18 protein-coding genes are annotated in these 16182 nt (G+C 75.7%); 13 read left to right on the plus strand and 5 right to left on the minus strand.

Going from position 1 to position 16182, the window contains the following annotated elements:
- From AB0I41_RS22995 to AB0I41_RS23045, 11 genes are all read left to right on the plus strand, one after another.
- Positions 1-486 (plus strand): phage tail protein, encoded by a 486-nt coding sequence (locus AB0I41_RS22995; protein ID WP_088961616.1) that lies wholly within the window; start codon positions 1-3, stop codon positions 484-486.
- The gene (locus tag AB0I41_RS23000) at positions 458-2164 is read left to right on the plus strand and encodes a hypothetical protein (protein WP_357111016.1); all 1707 of its coding nucleotides are present in this window, start codon (positions 458-460) and stop codon (positions 2162-2164) included. The genes AB0I41_RS22995 and AB0I41_RS23000 overlap by 29 nt, the downstream gene beginning before the upstream one ends.
- The gene (locus AB0I41_RS23005; RefSeq protein WP_357111019.1) at positions 2164-2913 is read left to right on the plus strand and encodes a hypothetical protein; all 750 of its coding nucleotides are present in this window, start codon (positions 2164-2166) and stop codon (positions 2911-2913) included. The genes AB0I41_RS23000 and AB0I41_RS23005 overlap by 1 nt, the downstream gene beginning before the upstream one ends.
- Positions 2910-4496 (plus strand): phage baseplate assembly protein V, encoded by a 1587-nt coding sequence (locus AB0I41_RS23010; RefSeq protein ID WP_357111021.1) that lies wholly within the window; start codon positions 2910-2912, stop codon positions 4494-4496. Before AB0I41_RS23005 ends, AB0I41_RS23010 begins: the two co-directional genes overlap by 4 nt.
- Positions 4496-4834: a hypothetical protein gene (locus AB0I41_RS23015; RefSeq protein WP_357111024.1), complete on the plus strand. Its 339-nt coding sequence runs from the start codon at positions 4496-4498 to the stop codon at positions 4832-4834. The genes AB0I41_RS23010 and AB0I41_RS23015 overlap by 1 nt, the downstream gene beginning before the upstream one ends.
- Positions 4831-5289 carry a GPW/gp25 family protein gene (locus AB0I41_RS23020; protein WP_357111026.1) on the plus strand — a complete coding sequence of 153 codons (459 nt, stop codon included), beginning with the start codon at positions 4831-4833 and terminating at the stop codon, positions 5287-5289. Before AB0I41_RS23015 ends, AB0I41_RS23020 begins: the two co-directional genes overlap by 4 nt.
- A complete protein-coding gene (locus AB0I41_RS23025) occupies positions 5286-7907 on the plus strand; it encodes a putative baseplate assembly protein (RefSeq protein WP_357111029.1) in 2622 nt (873 codons plus the stop codon). Before AB0I41_RS23020 ends, AB0I41_RS23025 begins: the two co-directional genes overlap by 4 nt.
- Positions 7888-8547, plus strand: a complete 660-nt coding sequence (locus AB0I41_RS23030) for a phage tail protein (RefSeq protein ID WP_357111032.1) — start codon at positions 7888-7890, stop codon at positions 8545-8547. Before AB0I41_RS23025 ends, AB0I41_RS23030 begins: the two co-directional genes overlap by 20 nt.
- Entirely contained in the window at positions 8544-9479 is a 936-nt protein-coding gene (locus tag AB0I41_RS23035; RefSeq protein WP_357111035.1) for a hypothetical protein, read from the plus strand. Before AB0I41_RS23030 ends, AB0I41_RS23035 begins: the two co-directional genes overlap by 4 nt.
- Entirely contained in the window at positions 9476-9928 is a 453-nt protein-coding gene (locus tag AB0I41_RS23040; protein WP_357111038.1) for a hypothetical protein, read from the plus strand. Before AB0I41_RS23035 ends, AB0I41_RS23040 begins: the two co-directional genes overlap by 4 nt.
- 81 nt (positions 9929-10009) lie before the next feature.
- Positions 10010-10765: a hypothetical protein gene (locus AB0I41_RS23045; RefSeq protein ID WP_357111041.1), complete on the plus strand. Its 756-nt coding sequence runs from the start codon at positions 10010-10012 to the stop codon at positions 10763-10765.
- 218 nt (positions 10766-10983) lie between these two features.
- Here AB0I41_RS23045 and AB0I41_RS23050 read toward each other — a convergent pair whose 3' ends face one another.
- Positions 10984-11622, minus strand: a complete 639-nt coding sequence (locus AB0I41_RS23050) for a DedA family protein (protein WP_357111044.1) — start codon at positions 11620-11622, stop codon at positions 10984-10986.
- A 281-nt stretch (positions 11623-11903) separates the two neighbouring features.
- On the opposite strand from AB0I41_RS23050, the gene AB0I41_RS23055 reads away from it, so the two are divergent.
- Positions 11904-12620 carry an HD domain-containing protein gene (locus tag AB0I41_RS23055; protein WP_357111046.1) on the plus strand — a complete coding sequence of 239 codons (717 nt, stop codon included), beginning with the start codon at positions 11904-11906 and terminating at the stop codon, positions 12618-12620.
- Between the two features lie 52 nt (positions 12621-12672).
- On the opposite strand, the gene AB0I41_RS23060 is transcribed toward AB0I41_RS23055, so the two are convergent.
- From AB0I41_RS23060 to AB0I41_RS23070, 3 genes are all read right to left on the minus strand, one after another.
- Entirely contained in the window at positions 12673-13059 is a 387-nt protein-coding gene (locus tag AB0I41_RS23060) for a barstar family protein (protein WP_357111049.1), read from the minus strand.
- Positions 13060-13119: 60 nt separating this feature from the next.
- Positions 13120-13557, minus strand: coding sequence for a ribonuclease domain-containing protein (locus AB0I41_RS23065; RefSeq protein WP_357111092.1), 438 nt, complete (start codon positions 13555-13557; stop codon positions 13120-13122).
- A gap of 236 nt (positions 13558-13793) precedes the next feature.
- Positions 13794-14954: a right-handed parallel beta-helix repeat-containing protein gene (locus tag AB0I41_RS23070; protein ID WP_357111052.1), complete on the minus strand. Its 1161-nt coding sequence runs from the start codon at positions 14952-14954 to the stop codon at positions 13794-13796.
- Between the two features lie 318 nt (positions 14955-15272).
- On the opposite strand from AB0I41_RS23070, the gene AB0I41_RS23075 reads away from it, so the two are divergent.
- Positions 15273-15800 carry a hypothetical protein gene (locus AB0I41_RS23075; protein ID WP_357111055.1) on the plus strand — a complete coding sequence of 176 codons (528 nt, stop codon included), beginning with the start codon at positions 15273-15275 and terminating at the stop codon, positions 15798-15800.
- Here the strand turns inward: AB0I41_RS23075 and AB0I41_RS23080 are convergent.
- Positions 15797-16168: a nuclear transport factor 2 family protein gene (locus AB0I41_RS23080; RefSeq protein WP_357111057.1), complete on the minus strand. Its 372-nt coding sequence runs from the start codon at positions 16166-16168 to the stop codon at positions 15797-15799. The two genes, AB0I41_RS23075 and AB0I41_RS23080, sit on opposite strands and share 4 nt — an antisense overlap.
- Positions 16169-16182 lie beyond the last annotated feature (14 nt).

A 16182-nucleotide genomic window follows, 5' to 3' on the forward strand; every position in this document is an offset into this window, starting at 1 on the left:
ATGACCACCCCCGCCACGCCACAGCCGGGCGCGCCGGTCGACCCGTACCGGGCCTACAACTTCAAGCTGCTCATCAACGGCATCACCAACGGGCACTTCACCGAGGTCAGCGGCCTGGAGGTGACGATCGCCCGGCGGGCGTACCGGGAGGCCGGCAACGACCGGATCCGGGCGGTGCCCGGCCAGGTCGACTACGCCCCAGTGACCCTGCACTTCGGGCTCACCTCCTCCCGCGAGCTGTGGGACTGGGTGCAGGCCGCGGCCCGGGGAACGGTGAACCGGCGCAACGTCTCGGTGGTGCTGCTCGACGCCGCCGGCACCAGCGAGGCACTGCGCTGGAACATGATCAACGCGTGGCCGATGCGGTGGCGGGGCGCGCACCTGCACACCCTCTCGCAGGAGATCGCCATCGAGGCGCTGACCCTGGCGTACGAGGGTCTGGAGCTGGAGTCGGGCAGTGCCGCCGCCGCGCCCAGGACCGCGTAGCTGGCTGGCCCGGCGGCTCCGGGTCGCCGCCGACGCGGTGCAGCGGTGGGCGGACGACGCCGGGCCGGTCCCGCCGGCCGAGGTGACGCCGGACCTGCCGCGCCGGCCGGGCCAGCCGCCGGAGCACTGGCTGCGCCTGGTCGCCGCGCACGCCCCCGGCCTGCTGCACGGCCTGGACCTCGACCCGGACGCCCCACCCGACCACGCCGGGCCGTCGACGGCCGCCGGCCGGCTCCAGGGCGACGGGGTACGCGGGAACGCGCCACCCCGCGCCGGCGGGCCGGCCCGGGCCGACGCACCGGGAACGCCGCCGGCCGCCCGGAGCGGGATGTCGGGTGCCGCCTGGGCCGGCGGTCCCGGCGACACGGAGTCCCCGACGGCGGGCGGATGGCCCGCCGGGAGCGCCCCCGGGACGACCGGCGGATGGCCCGACGGGGGTGCCCCCGGGACGGCGGGCAGGTGGCCCGACGGGGGTGCCCCCGGGACGGCGAGCAGGTGGCTCGACGGATCGCCCGGGGACTTCCGGGCGGGTTCCGCCGGCTCATGGGCCGGCGAGCCCGACGGGGAGGCCCGCCCGGGGTCCGCGCCGGCCGGCTCCGGGCCGGGGCGTCCGGCGGGTTCGTGGCCCGGGGCGCGGACCCCGTCCGGGCATCCGGCCGGCGGTCCTGGCGACGCCGGGCTCCCGCCCGCCGCGTCAGGACGAGGCCCCCGACGGATCCGTCCGGCGGTGCCCGGCTCCGGACCGGACGGCCCGCTCGACCCGGCACACCGACGCGGCCACGGCGGCTCCCGCCCGGCCACCGCAGGCCCCGGTGATCCGGCGGACCCGTGCACCGATCACCGGCCGGTCGATCCGGCGGTGCACGACCGACGCACGTGGGCCATTGGCCACGGCTCGGCGGCCACGACGCCGGCTGCGGAGGGGCCGCCGGGCGACGGCACGGGCACCGCCGCCGCCCCGGGGGCGCACCGGTCGGGCGTACCCGGCGGGCCAGGTGGAGACGGCATCGGGCGCCTCCGGTTCCCCGCCCCCTCGGCCGTCGGGTCCAGGGGTGCGGAGCCGACCCACCCCCACCGCGGGCTGGTGGCGGGACCCGGGCCCCAGTCCGATCCGACCGACCTCGCCCGGACGGCCGGGCGCTCCGGCGGCCACCCGGCTGGCGCCGGCGCGAACCTCGGACCCCGGTCCGACGGTGGATGGCCCGGCACGGAGCCCGGGGTCCCGTCGACCGACGGGTGGACCGGAGCGGGCCCTGCCGTTCGCCCCGCCATCGGGTCCGAAGCCGGCCCGGGACTCCGCCCCGCCGACGGGGATACCGCCTTCGGCCCCGCCGACGAACGGGCCGGCGCGGGCACGGCCTTCCGCACCACCGAGGGGCGGCCCGGCGCGGGCACCGCCGACCGGTGGGCCGGCGCGGACCGCGGCACCGGCCCGACCGACGGGTGGCCCGGCCCGCCGTCGTGGGCCACGGACCCCTGGCCGGTCCTGCCCGGCGAGCCGGCGGGGCACGGCGCGGTGGGCGTACCCGCGGTGGGAGCGACCACGGCGGGCCTGGCCGGACGGTGGGCCGGGGATCCGTGGCCGGCACTGCCCGACGACCCGGCGTGGCTACCCGCCACCGTCGCCGGCGACGGTGAGCGCCTGCGCCGCCTCGACCACGAGCAGCGGGGGGCCTGATGGAACGGGTGGCCTTCCTGGTGGACTCCTCCGGGGTCCGGGTGGACTGCCTGCTCAACCCGGAGACCGTGCAGGTGACCCGGCTGGCCGGGGTACGCCCGCGCGGCGCCGGCGACGGGCAGCTCACCGGCGCCGGCCTGGCCGACGACCCGCTGGTCTTCACCGGCGGTGGCCGCACCGAGCTGGTGCTCGACCTGCTCTTCGACACCGACCTGGTGGACGCGCCGACCCGCCCGGAGGACGTGCGCGCCCTCACCCGTCCGCTGTGGATGCTGGCGGAGAACTCCGCCACCGCGCACGGCTGGCTGCGTCCGCCGCTGGTCCGGCTGGTCTGGGGCAAGACCTGGAACGTGCCCGGCGTCATCGTCGCGATCGCCGAACGGTTCGACGCGTTCACCCTCACCGGGTCTCCCCGGCGGTCCTGGCTGCGGCTGAAGCTGGTCCGGGTGGCGGAGTCCGCCGACCAGGCGCAGGAGGGCTTCGACGAGGAGCTGGCCGCCGCCACCACCCCCACGGCCACGCCCGGCTCGGCGGTGGTGGCCGCCGGGGACGGCTCCGCGGTGCCCGGGTACTCCGGGGTCCGCTTCGACCTGCTCGCCCACGACGCGCTCGGCTCGCCGCTGCGCTGGCGGCTGCTCGCCGAGCACAACCGGATCACCGACCCGCTGACCGTGCCGGCCGGCACCGCCCTCGCGGTGCCCCCGCTGACCGCCGCCACCACACCGACCCCGCCGGGAGGTACCCCGTGACCGCCTGGCCGACCGTGCTGCTCGACGGCGTACCGCTGGACGGGGCGGCCGCGCGCCGGCTCCGGTCGGTGCGGATCGCCGCCCGGCTGGACCAGCCCACCCAGTGCGAGGTCGGCTGGGCCGCCGGCCCCGGTCCGGCCGCGCTGGACCTCGGCCCCGGCCCGGCGGTGCCGACCGGCGCGACGCTCGACGTCCGGCTGGACGACCGCTGCCTGTTCAGCGGGGAGGTGACCTGCGTCGAGGTGGAGTACGCCGCCGACGGCGCCGCCCTGGTCCGGTTGCGCGGCTACCACCCGCTGCACCGGCTGCGCAAGCGGCAACAGCTGCGGGTCTTCGAGTCGGTCACCGCCGCCGACCTGGCCCGGGACCTCTGCGCCGAGGTCGGCCTCGACGTCGACGTCGAGGCCGACGGCCCGCGCCTGGAGCGGGTGCTCCAGCACCGGCACAGCGACCTCGACCTGCTGCTGGAGGTGGCCGGCCGGGCCGGGCTGCACCTCGCCGCCGACGACGACCGGCTGCGGCTGGTCACCCTGGACGGTCACGGCGAACCGGTCACGCTGACCCTCGGGCACACCCTGCACTCGCTGCGGATCGCGGCCAACCTGGACCGGGCCGCCGGGCAGAGCGCGGCGCTGGGCTGGCATCCGCAGCGCGCCGAGCCGATCAGCCAGCGGGCGGACGCGGCGCGCACCGGCCGGCGCATCCCCCTCGACCCGGACCCGGCCGCCGTCGGCGCGGACGGGGTGCGCACGGCGGTGGACCAGCCCGGCCGCAGCGACGACGAGCTGGCGGCGCTGGCCCAGGCCGGCCTGGACGCCCGGGTGGCCGCGCTGGTCACCGCCGAGGGGGTCGCCGAGGGCGACCCGGCGCTGCGCCCCGGCCGCCGCGTCGAGCTGGCCGGCGTCGCCGAGCCGGTCGCCGGGGTGTACGTGCTGACCGAGGTGGTGCACACCATCGACGCCAACGGCCACCTGACCCGGTTCGCCACGGCCCCGCCGCCGGCCCCGGCGCCCGCGCCGGTCGCCGGCGCGGTGGTCACCCTCGGCACGGTCACCGACGTCGACGACCCGGACCGGCTCGGCCGGGTCCGGCTCACCCTCCCCGCCTACGGCGACCTGGACGCGGGCTGGCTGGCCGTGCTCTGCCCCGGCGCCGGGGCCGGCAAGGGGATCGTGGCGCTGCCCGACCCGGACGACACCGTGCTGGTGGCGCTGCCCGGGGGCGAGCCGGCCTCCGGGATCGTCCTCGGCTCGCTCTTCGGGGCCGTCGAGCCGTACGACGCGGGCATCACCGACGGGCGGTCGGGCCGGTGGTCGGTGCGTACCGGCAGCGGCCAGACGATCGTGGTGGACGACGCCGGGCGCAGCGTGAAGCTGTCCACCGACGCCGGCAGCTTCCTAGAGCTGACCCCGGAGCTGACCACCCTGCACGCGGCCACCGACCTGGTGCTCTCCGCGCCGGGAAAGGCGATGGTCGTACGGGCCCGCAGCGTCGACTTCCTGCACGCCGACACGACCGAGGACGCGGCGACCGCGCGGGAGCGGGCCGCCGCGCTCGCCCGGCAGAGCTCTGGAGGCGGCTGATGCGCTGGATCCACCTGGAATCCGTGATCACCTGCGACCACGACGGGCGGGTGACCAACCGGGCGTCGCAGCGCTGGGTGACCGTCACCGGCGTACCGGTGCTGGTCGACGACGACCCGCAGGGGCGGGACATCGTGGCCTGCCCGAACTACGGGCCGACGATCAAGCCGTGCGCGAAGACGCTGCCGGTCAGCGTCGGCTACAGCGACTGGCTGCGGGTCGACGGGCACCGGATCGTCCTGTCGAACCTGGACGGGCTGACCGACGGCACCCCGCCGGGGCTGGTCCACCACACCGTCCGCGACCCGCGGCAGACCCTGGTGGAGGCGGACCGATGAGAGCATTCCGCTTCGTGGGCGCCGGCTTCGACGCCGGCCGCACCGGTGGTCCGGCATTGACCGCGGCCGGCGGGTTGGCGATGACCGAGGGCGACGAGACGGTACGCCAGGCGCTGTACCTGCTGCTCTCCACCACCCCGGGGGAACGGCTGATGCGCCCCGGGTACGGCTCCCGGCTGCACCGGCTGGTCTTCGCGCCCAACGACGACACCACCGCCGGACTGGCCATCCACTACGTACGCCAGGCGATCCGGCGCTGGGAGCCGCGGGTCGAGGTGATCGACGTCGACGCCGGGCCGGACCCGGAGGAGCCGTGGCGGCTGGTGATCCGGCTCGACTACCGGGTCCGGGCCAGCCTCTCCCCCGGCCAGCTGGTCTTCTCCGTCGACCTGCTCCCGGACGACGAGGAGCCCGCCGGGCCGCGCCGTGACCACGCCGAGGGGGACCCGTCATGACGCTGCCCGTGCCACACCTCGACGACCGCGCCTTCCTCGACCTCGTCGCCGAGGCCCGGGAGCGGATCCGGCAGTCCTGCCCGGCCTGGACGGACCTGTCCGCGCACGACCCGGGGATCGCCCTGGTGGAGGCGTTCGCGCACCTCACCGAGGTGATGATCTACCGGCTCAACCAGCTGCCGGAGAAGGCGTACGTGCAGTTCCTCAACCTGCTCGGGGTGGCCCGGCACGCCCCGTCGGCGGCCTGGGCGGACGTGCGGTTCACCCGTACCGGCGGCGACCACGGCACGGTGCGTATCCCCGCCGGCACCCGGGTCGCCGCCGCCCGGGGCGCCGACCCCAGACCGGTCGTCTTCGTCACCACCGAACCGGCGTCGCTGGCCGCGGGGCAGGCCGAGGTGACCGTGCGGATGCACCACTGCGAGCCGGTCGAGGCCGAACTGCTCGGCACCGGCACCGGCCAGCCGGGGCAGGTGCTGCGGGCCGAACGGACGCCGCTGGCCCGGACGGCGGAGCCGCTGGACCTGCTGCTCGGGGTGGAGGTGCCGCCGGGCTCGGTGGAGCTGGGCGCGGCCGCCCGGGAGCACGAGGGGCGGACGTACGAGATCTGGCGGCCGGTGGACAGCTTCGCCGGCGTCGGCCCGCAGGCCAAGGTGTACCTGGTGGACCGCTGCTCCGGGGTGGTCACCTTCGCCCCCGCCCTGGACCTGCGCCCGGCCGGCGACGGGCCGACCGGGGAGGCGGCGACCGGCGCGGTCGGCTCCGGGTTGGTGACGGTGGCGGCGGTGCCGCCGGCCGGTGCGGGCATCCGGCTCTGGTACCGGGCGGGCGGCGGCCGCACCGGCAACGTCGCCGCCGGCACGCTGACCAGCCTGCGCGACCCGCTGCCCGGGGTGCGGGCGGACAACCCGGAGCCGGCCAGCGGCGGGCGGGACCTGGAGACGCTGGACTCGGCGCTGGTCCGCGGGCCGTACGAGTTCTTCGCCCAGCAGCGGGCGGTGACCGCCCGGGACTTCGAGATCCTCGCCGCCGGCTCCGGCGCGGTGGCCCGGGCGCGGGCGTTCACCCGGGCGGCGGTGTACAGCTTCGCCCGCCCCGGCGAGGTCGAGGTGGTGCTCGTGCCGTACGTGCCGGACGAGGCCCGGCCCGGCGGCCGGCTGCCGGTGTCGGTGCTGCGCGAGCACGAGGTGGAGGAGGCGCGCCGCCGGGTCGAGGCGGACCTGGACCGCCGTCGCGCCCTCGGCACGAGCTGCCGGGCCGGCTGGGCCCGCTACAAGGCGGTCTCCATCCGGGCCCGGGTGGTGGTGCGCCGGGAGGAGGACGCCGAGGCGGTGCGGCGGCGCATCCACGACCGGCTGCACCAGACGCTGAGCCCGCTGCCCACCACGCTGAACCCGGCCGGCTGGGCGTTCGGCGAGCCGCTGCGGGCCTCCAACGTGTACCGGATGCTGGAGCACGCCGAGCCGGGTGTCCGCTACGTGGAGTCGGTCCGCTTCGTGGTGGACGAGGCCCCCGACGCCGAGGTGCGCACCCTCGCCGTCGACCAGTACCAGGCCCGCACCTGGTACGCGGGCCGTGGCGAGGTGCTGTTCCGCTCCACCAACGCCGGCGCGGGCTGGGAGCCGGCCGGCCGGTTCGAGGGCGAGTCGGTGGTGCGGGTGTCCCCCGCCCCCGCCCCGGTACGCCCCGGCGTGACGGCCCGCCCCGGCTCGGTGGCGGCGGTGACGGTGCGGGCCACCGGTGGCTCCCGGGTGCACCTGAGCACCGACCTCGGCGAGAACTGGTCGCTCCTGACCGACCTGGACTCCCGAATCTCGGACGTGGCCTGGATCGACCGGGACGGCGCCGGGGCGCTGCTGCTGGCCACCGACACCGGCCTGTACGAGGTTTCTCTGCTGCCCGGCTCGGTGCCGTTGCAGATCCTGGTCGACCCGGCCGACGCCGACCGCGGCTTCTACGCCGTCCGCGCCTTCGTCTCCGAGCGGGGCGCGCCGGGCGTGGCGGTCGCCGCGCAGGCCGGGTTCGGGGTCTACCTGTCCACCGCCGCCGGCCGGCCGGGCAGCTTCGCCCACGTGGGCCTGGCGAACGTGGACAACCGGGTCCTCGCCGTGCAGTACGACGGCCCGGCCACCCTGCTCTGGGCGGGCGCCGGCGAGCCGGACCCGAAGAAGCCCGGGCAGGGCTGCCACCGCACCCGGCTGTTCGAGTCGGACGTGAAGTGGCAGGCGGTGCAGGCCGGCTGGGTCGGCGGCACCTGCCGGGACCTGGCCTTCGCCGGCACCCTGGCGGTGGCGGCCACGCAGAGCGGCGGAGTGGTCCGGCTGGACACCCTCGCCGCGCAGCCGCAGTGGCAGCCGGTGATGGTCAACTGCGGGCTGCCGCTGCGGGACCGGTCCCGGTTCGTGCCGGTCGACGCGATCGCCGCCACCGGCGGGACCGACCGGCTGATCCTGGCCGGCGGCGAGCGCGGGGTGTACCGCAGCGGCGACACCGTCGACTGGACGGCCAGCGCCAACCAGGCCACCGCCGACGTGGTGACCGTCCCCGACACCTGGCTGCTCTGCTCCGGCGAGCACGACATCGAGGTGGTGCGGCAGGATGCGCCGAGCGGCGATTGAGCGGCTGCTGCCCGCCGCGTACCAGCGGGCCGGCGTCCCCGGCAGCGTGCTGTTCGCGCTGCTCGAGGTGATGGAGGCGCTGCACGCCCCGGACGAGGCGGTGCTCGCCGACGTCGACGCGCTGTTCGCCCCGTACCGGGCGCCGGACGGGTTCGTGGCGTACCTGACCCGGTGGGTGGCGATGGACCACGTGCTCGCCTCGCCCCGTCCGGACGCGCCGCCGGCGCTGCCGGTGGGGCGGCTGCGGGACCTGGTGGCGCACGGCGCGCACCTGGCCCGGTGGCGGGGCACCCCGGACGGGATGCGGACCGCCCTGGAGTTGGCCACCGGGGTCACCGGGTTCGTCCTGGACGAGCCGGTCGACCGGCCGTTCCACCTGGTGGTCCGGGTGCCGCCGGCGGCCGTCGGGCTGCTCGCCGTGATTGCCCGGATCGTGGCGGCGGAGAAGCCGGCCGCGGTGACCGCCGAGGTCGTCGAGCTCGGCGACCCTTCGGCCGGCCCGGAGCCCGGGTACGCGGCCGACCCCGATCCACCCGCCGACCCGCCGCCGCTGCCCACCGGGCCGGCGGTCGGCCGGGCCGCCGTCCCGCCCCGACGCACCCTTCCACCTCCGGGACCATACGCAGAGGAGCCGTCATGACCACCGAATGGGCCGTCGTCGCCGCCGCCGAGCAGTTCACCCTCGACCCCGGCAACCACGGCGAACTCACCTTCACCGTCTCGAACCCCGGCGCGGCCCCGGACACCGTGGTCTTCGACGTCGCGCCCGGGGAGGGCAGCCAGCGGTCCTGGTTCACCGTCGCCGAACCGCAGCGGGTGGTGCCCGGCCAGGGCTCGGTCTCCTTCCTGGTCCGCCTCGCCGTGCCGCCCGGCACCGCGCCCCGCCGGTACGACATGACCGGGTTCGCGTACTCGGCGAACACCGCGCCCGAGGAGAGCTCCCGCTCCAGCGGCCGGGTGACGTACGAGGTCCGCGCCGTCGCCCCGCCGCGCCGCGCCCCCTGGCCGTGGATCGCCGCGGCCGTGGCGCTGGTGGTGCTGGTCGGGGCGGTGGTGGGCTGGCTGGTGACCCGCCCGGAGGACGTGCCGGCCCCGGCCGAGCCGCCGCAGGTGGTGACCCTGGAGGCGGAGAGCCTGGTGCCGCAGGCGAAGGTGGAGTCGCCGACCGGCGCCGCGGCGAAGGTGGTGGTCCAGCCGAACTGCTGCGGGGTCACCTGGTCGCAGGACAAGCAGCTGTTCTTCCAGGGCCTGGCGGTCGGCGACCAGGTGACCGTGACCGTCGACCTGCCGAAGGACGCGACCTGGCGGTTCTCCGCCGCCCGCACCACCTCGTTCGACTACGCCAACACCATCTTCCAGATCGACGGCGTCCAGGTCGGCGGGACCTTCCTCGGCTTCACCCCCAAGGTGGTCCGCACCGACTTCGAGGACGTCGGCACCCTCCGGCTGGGCAAGGGGACGCACCGGGTGACCCTGGTCGCGGTGAGCAAGACCCAGGCCTTCGACCGGTACTTCGCCGGCATCGACCAGATCCGGTTCACCGAGGTCGGCGAGGCGGCGGCCCGGCGATGAGCGGCCGGCGCACGCTGCTGCTGGTGGGGCTGGGGGTCCTGCTGGTGGTGCTCTTCGTGGTGGCCGTCGGCACGGGCCGCGGCGGCCGGGGCGACCCGGACGACGCCGGCGCCGTCCGCTGGCTGGGCCGGCTGGTCGGCGGCAGCGCCACGGTCGACCCGGCGACGGTGCGGGCCGGCTGCGACCGGACCGAAAACACGCTCACGGTGGTCGGCGACTGCGTGCTGCGGGTCGCCGACCCGGGCGGGTTGCGCACCCTGGTGCTGCGCAGCCCGGGCCGGTTCCGGGTCGCCGCGCCAGCGCCGCGGGACGCCGGCTTCACGGTGGACGACGAGGTGGAGCCCGCCGAGGACGGCACGGCCGTGGCGAAGGTCGCCGTCGACCGTGCCACCGAGATCACCGTCGGCTGTGCGGGAGGTGCCGCGTGCGCGGTCACGATCGGGTCCTGACCCGCCGGGCGGCCGGCCACCGTCGCCCCGCGCCGCCGCCCGGGGTACGCCGCACCGGCCCGGCCTGCGAGGAGGCCCGCCATGGGTGAGCTGCGTAAACCGTTCCTGCTGCTGGCGCTGCTGGCGGTGGCGCTGGTGGTCGGGGTGGAGCTGGGCTCGGCGCTGCTCACCGGCGGCGGGGACGCGGGCGGGTCACTGCGGGCCAGCGCCCAGGACCTCGGCGTGGACGTCGGCGCGGTGGGCCGGGTCAGCGAGCCTTCCGGGCGGGGCACCGGCTACCTGGGGCTGGTCGACGTGGTGGCGCTCTGGACGACGGGGCTGTTCTGCCTGAGCCTGGTGGTGCCGGACCGGATCCAGGGGCGGGTGCAGGGCGTGGCGACCCTGATCTTCTCGATCGTGCTGATCCTGGTGTCGCTGCTGATGCTGGTGCTCGCCTTCGCGGAGCTGTCCATCATGGTGTCGCTGTTCCTGGCCGCGCCCTTCGGCACGCTGGCGTACCTGGCGCTGTGGGGGTTCTTCCCGGTGGGCGAGGCGAGCCTGCTGCTCGGCCTGGTGCTGCTGCTCAAGCTGGTCTGGGTGGCGCTGCTGCTGCTCGCCCAGCCCCGCTTCCTGCAGAACATGGGCCTGGTGCTGCTGGCGCTCACCACGCTGCTCTGCACGGTGCTGCTGGCGTTCCTGCACGGCCTGGTGCCGGTCGTCGTGGTCAGCATCCTCGACGACGTCGGCGCGCTGGTCTTCGCGGTGGTCGCGATCGTCTGGGGCCTGGTCCTGCTGATCGGCTCCATCCCCGCCATCGTCAAGGCCGTGCGCACCACCGCCGCCCTCCCCACCCGCTGACCCCACCCCCCCACTCCGTCGGCCGCACTTTCCGAGAAAGAGTGGCTGTTCGGCGTGGAATAGCCACTCTTTCTCGGAAAGTGTCCGGGCGGGGGCGTGTCGTAGCGGGGGCGTGTCGTAGACGGTGTCGTCCCATCGGACGTGGTACGCGTCGACGACCACGGCGGGGTCGAACCGCTCGGCGATGTGGAGGGCCTGCCCGCGCCTCGCCTCCCCCCTCAGGCCGCCTCCCCGTGCCGGGTGGCGGCCTCCCGGCGCGCCACCACCCGGCTGCGCCAGACGCGCGCCAGCAGCACCAGGACCAGCACCGCGAGCAGCGCCTCCCCGCCGAGCCCGAGCCGCCGCTCCACCACCCGGTACGACGCTCCGGCCAGGTAGCCGAGCACGGCGACCGCCAGCGCCCAGAGCGCGCCCCCGGTGATGTTCGCCAGGGTGAAGGTGCGCCACGGGATGCCGCTCAGCCCGGCCAGGCCCGGCACCAGCGCTCGCAGCGCCGCCGCCCAGCGGCCGACGACCACCGCCGCCGCGCCGCGCCGGCGGACCAGGTCGAGGGCCCGGCGCAGCTCCCCTGAGCGAGCCAGCCGGCGCGGAGTGCGGGCCAGCAGCCGATCGCCGTACCGGCGGCCGACCAGATAGCCCACCTGGTCGCCGAGGGCCGCGCCGGCCAGCGCCGCGACCACCACCGCCCAGAGCGGAAGCCGCCCCTCGTGGGCCAGCACGCCACCGACCAGCACGGCGATCTCCCCGGGCACGAACAGCCCGAGGAAGGTCGACGCCTCCAGCGCGGGCAGCAGGAAGACCAGCGCCAGGACCAGGGCGGGCGGCAGCGCCACCAGCACCCCCAGCACCCGGTCCACCCGCCGATTGTCCCCCCGGCCACCGGCGGAACGGCGCCCCTCACCGAAGGTGGCCCACGCGAGATTGCCGACACCGGCGGATCGCGGGAGGCCGGCGCGGACGGCGGGGAGCGGGGCCGGCGGCGGCTGATCATGGCGCGGTTGATGGACGAGGCCACCATCGACGGCACCCCGGAGGGAACCACGGTCCGGCTGGTCGAGCGGCTCTCCGGCACCGCCTGATCCGTCGCGTACGCGACGGCCCGATCCGGCCGGTAGTGAAGATCGGCTATAAGTGTTCCATGGAGTTCCCGTCGTACCTCGCCACCATGCCGATGCACGCGATCACCGAGATCCACGGCGAACCCGGCCTGCTGGAACGGTTCCGGCTGGAGATCCGGGCGTTCGACCCGGCCGCGCGGGACCGCCTCACCGCCGCCCTCGACCTCGCCGCCGAGCTGCACCGCGACGACCGGCGGGTACGCGAGCCGTACCTCAACCACCTGTTGCGGGTGGCGATCCGGATGATGCACCACTACCAGGTGCGCGACGTGGACGTCATCGTCGCCGGCCTGCTGCACGACGCGGTGGAGGACCACCCGGACGAGCTGGCCGGCGTCGGCGTCGCCGACCCGACGGCGGCGGCACTGGTCACACTGACCGCGCGCTTCGGCCCGCGGGTCGCCCGGCTGGTCGCCGCGGTCACCAACCCGGCGTACGACCCCGACCGCGACCGCAACGCCCAGTACCGGGAGCACGTGGCGGCCAGCCTGGACCGGGAGCCGTGGGCCCGGGTGATCAAGGTGTCCGACTTCACCGACAACGGGGTGGGCGTGGTCTACACCATCGGGCCGAAGGTGGCCCGCTCGGCGGCGAAGTACCGGCCGCTGGTGCCGGTCTTCCGCGACCTGATCAGCCGGCCCGACACGCCCCTGTCGGCGCCGGTGAAGCGGCACATCTTCGCCCAGCTGGACCTGGCCGAGGAGCGGTTCAGCGCGATCCTCGACCAGCCGAACTGAGCCCGGCCGGCGCCGGGTCAGTTCCTCGCGGCGGGTCAGGCCGTCGCGCCGGTCAGATGCTCGCGGTGGCGACGCGGCGGCGCAGTCCGGGCAGCCGGTCCGGGGCGGCTCGCAGGACGACCCGGACCGGGTGCCGGCCGTGCGACCAGACGTCGTCGAACACGTGCAGCAGGGTGGCCAACTGCGCGGGCGGCTCGTCGGCGAGGAGCTGGTCGGCGTCGTCGACGCGCAGGGCGAGCGGCCCGGCGTCGTCCCGGTCGAGCAGGCAGTCGGCCAGCGCGTCCCAGTTGCGCCCGAACCACCCGGGCAGGTCGAGGGCCTGCGCGAGCAGCCCGAACAGGTCGCCGCTGTTCCGCGCGGCGGCACCCGCCACGACGACCGTGCCGTCGGCCGGCTCGGTGGTGAGCTCCAGCCACGGTGGCAGGTCGGTCGCGTCCATCCGGTCATCCTCCCCCGATCCGGTCGGGCCGGGTGGTCCCGCGGCCCGACCGGTGCCAGCTCAGAGCTGGTAGAAGTTGGCGTAGTGGTCGGGCGAGAACCAGGTGACCCCGGTGCTCTTGTTGACCACGATCCGGTACGCGTCCCGGGAGGCCCCGTACGCCCGGGGGTAGACGTCGTACTCGTAGTAGGTGGCGTTGGTGGGAAGCTGGCCCTCGTAGTTGTAGAACCGGCCGCCGGCGAAGTTGTAGAGCCCGCCGCTCCAGGTGTACCAGCCCCGGCTGGTCGGGAATCCCTTGGCCGACCAGCCGGAGCGGGCGGTGCGGGCGTCCGCGCAGCGGGTCATCGTGCAGGAGCTGTAGACGGCGGCGGACGCGGAGTCGGTGAGCGACGGGGCCACCACGGACGGGCCGACGAGCGCGGCGGCGACCATCGCCGTCAGCAGGGCGAAGGTGCCGGCCAGGCGGCGTAGGCGGGTGAGCGGGGCGGGCGGGGTCACGAGAGTGGTCAACGGGCCCTCCGGATCACGAGGCATCGATCAGGGTCGACCAACAGTCTGCTGCCGACCGGGCCGGGAGGTGAAGCCCCTGGAACCCGAATTCGTCCACAACCGTCGATGACATTCTCGTGCCGAGACTCGCCGGTGGCGGGCCGCCCGCGCCGACCTCACTGCGCGGGCGGCCCCGGCGTGTGGTGAAGCGACGGCGTCCTCCGCTGCGCCCGCTCCACCCGGCCTCAGCCGAGCACGCTGATCGACGAGTGGGTGCCAGCCGTGCCGAAGACCGTGCCCTGGAACGGTACCGACCGGTTCGGGTCGCTCACCAGGCGCACCGACAGGTAGTCGGGGCTGTTGTAGAGGTAGAGCGCCCAGCGCATGCCGTCCGCACCGAGCCAGGACGCGCCGCCGCCGGCCCGCTGGTACGAGCACCCCTCGATGTTGACGACCGAGGTGTCGACATAGAACCCGGCCGAGTAGCGGTCCTTGCCCACGGCGCCGACGCCGGTCGAGTCGGCGGTGCAACCGGAGAGCGTGCTGCCCCGACCGGAGACCTCGAACCCGCACCCGTAGGTGTCCTGCGCCTCGCAACCGACGATGGTCGCCCGCGACGAGGCGACCTTGAAGGCCGGACCGGGCTCCGCCCCGGAACCGGTCCCGTACGCCTTGCAGCCCCACATCTTGATGTTGCCGCCACCGACCAGGTAGCCACCCGACGCGCCGCCCTGGGCGGAGCAGCCGCTGACAAAGCCGTCCGAGGACTGGAGGTTGTACGCCCAGCCGCCCGCCTTCTCCACCCGGCAGTCGGTCAGCTTGAACTCGCGCTGCCCGCCGGAATACGTGCCGCCGAGGTAGATGCCGTCCGAGGTGGTGTTGGCCACGAACACCCGGCACAGCCAGGGCGCCGGGTCCGGGGCGTACGGAGCGGGCTTGCTGGCGATCTGGAGGTTCACCCCGTTGGCCGCCAGGCCCGCCCCGTCCAGCCCGATGTCCCGCACGCACATCCGGGCGTTGTTGCTGGCGGCGTCGGTGGTGACCATGGCACCGCCGGTGAAGCCGCTACCGGCCTTCAGCAGCGTCGACAGCGGACCGGCGCCGACCAGGGTCTGCTTGTCCAGCAACACGATCGGCGCCTTCACGGTGTAGGTGCCGGCCGCCACGAACACCGCGCCCTGCGGGCCGACCGCGTTCAAGGCGGTGTTGATCGCCTCCTGCGCGCCGGCGGTGGCGTTCACCTCCCAGGTGGCGCCGGACCCGGCCGGGCCGACCCACGGCAGGCCACTGGTGGTGGCCGCCTCGGCGGGGGACGCCCCACCGACGAACGGCGCGGCCACCACCGCGCCTGCGGCCACGGCCGTGCCGCGCAGCAGCGCCCGACGGCCTGAGTTCTTCTCCTGCACATGTCCTCCTCGACAGATCGCGGCACCTGGCGCGTCGACCCGGTCCGCCGTACGGGCGGTCGGGCGCGGAGGACGGACACCGCCAGGGTCGCGTGCGGCGATCCCCGGCCGGCGGACGGCGCCCCCGGACGGGTCACCCCGTCACGCACGTCGATGCCTAGCGCAGTACAGCATGGACGGCCCGGCCGGCGGTGTCCACTGCCGAAATCCGATCGTCGTGACGCGCCGAGGCCGGCCGTTCCGGGGCAGCGCGGCAGCGCGGTCGCCAACACCATGCGCCGCCCGGCCCGATCTTGGCCCCTTCCCGTGGATGACACCATGTCCACCATGGACTGGATGCCGTTGTTGAGCACGGGAGCCGGTGCCCTCATCGCGCTCTCCGGCAGCCTCCTGGTCGACCTGCGGCGGGAGCGGGACACCCGCTCCCGGGACCGGGACCTCGACCGGTGGCGCAACTGCGTGGATTTCGCGCTCGCTCTGGCCTCCGCGCACGGCCTGTTGAGGGCGTCCCCCGCCGAGGATCGGCGGGCCGCCGCCCGGGCCATGACGGAGTCCGGCGCCTACCAGGCCCGCGAGCGGCTGCTGATGTCCGGTACGCCGGAGTTAGTGGCCGCGGGCGAGGAGGCCTTCCACCGTCTCGTCCGGATGCGGAGGCTCGTCCTCTCTGGCGAGGACCTGCGTTCCGCCGACGGGCACGAGGCGTACCACGAGTTCGCCGAGGCGCTGTGGCGGTTCCGGGTGGCGGTGCGGAGGCAGTTCGGCCACCGGGCGATCAGCCCCGAGGCGCTGGACCGGGTGGACTGGTCGGAGCGGAACGAGTGCGCGTACTGCGCCGCCGCCTCCTAGCGGGTGGCTTCCACCGTGTAGTGGATGGTCTGGGCGACGATCCAGCCGTCCTCGATCACGTAGGAGTCCGCGCCGTCACGCACCCGGGCGCCGTCGGCCTCGGCGGTCCACTCCAGGAACACGACCCGGCCCTCAACCAGCCGGTTCGTGTAGGTGAAGCGGGCGTTCGGCAGTTCCTCGCCCAGCCAGCGCGCCAACAGCTTCACGCCGTCGTGGCCATGGAAGACGCCACGGCGGTCCAGGACGACGCAGGATGGGGAGACGTTGCGGTCGATGTCCTCGGCGAACCGGAGCTCGGTGGAGAGGCGCAGGTGCTCGTCGAAGACGTCGGCGGCGGCGCGCGCCCGCAGGTCATCGGTCATGTCCATCCCCCCACATTAAA

The sequence above is a fragment of the Micromonospora sp. NPDC050200 genome, from assembly GCF_040656135.1.
Lineage (GTDB): Bacteria > Actinomycetota > Actinomycetes > Mycobacteriales > Micromonosporaceae > Micromonospora.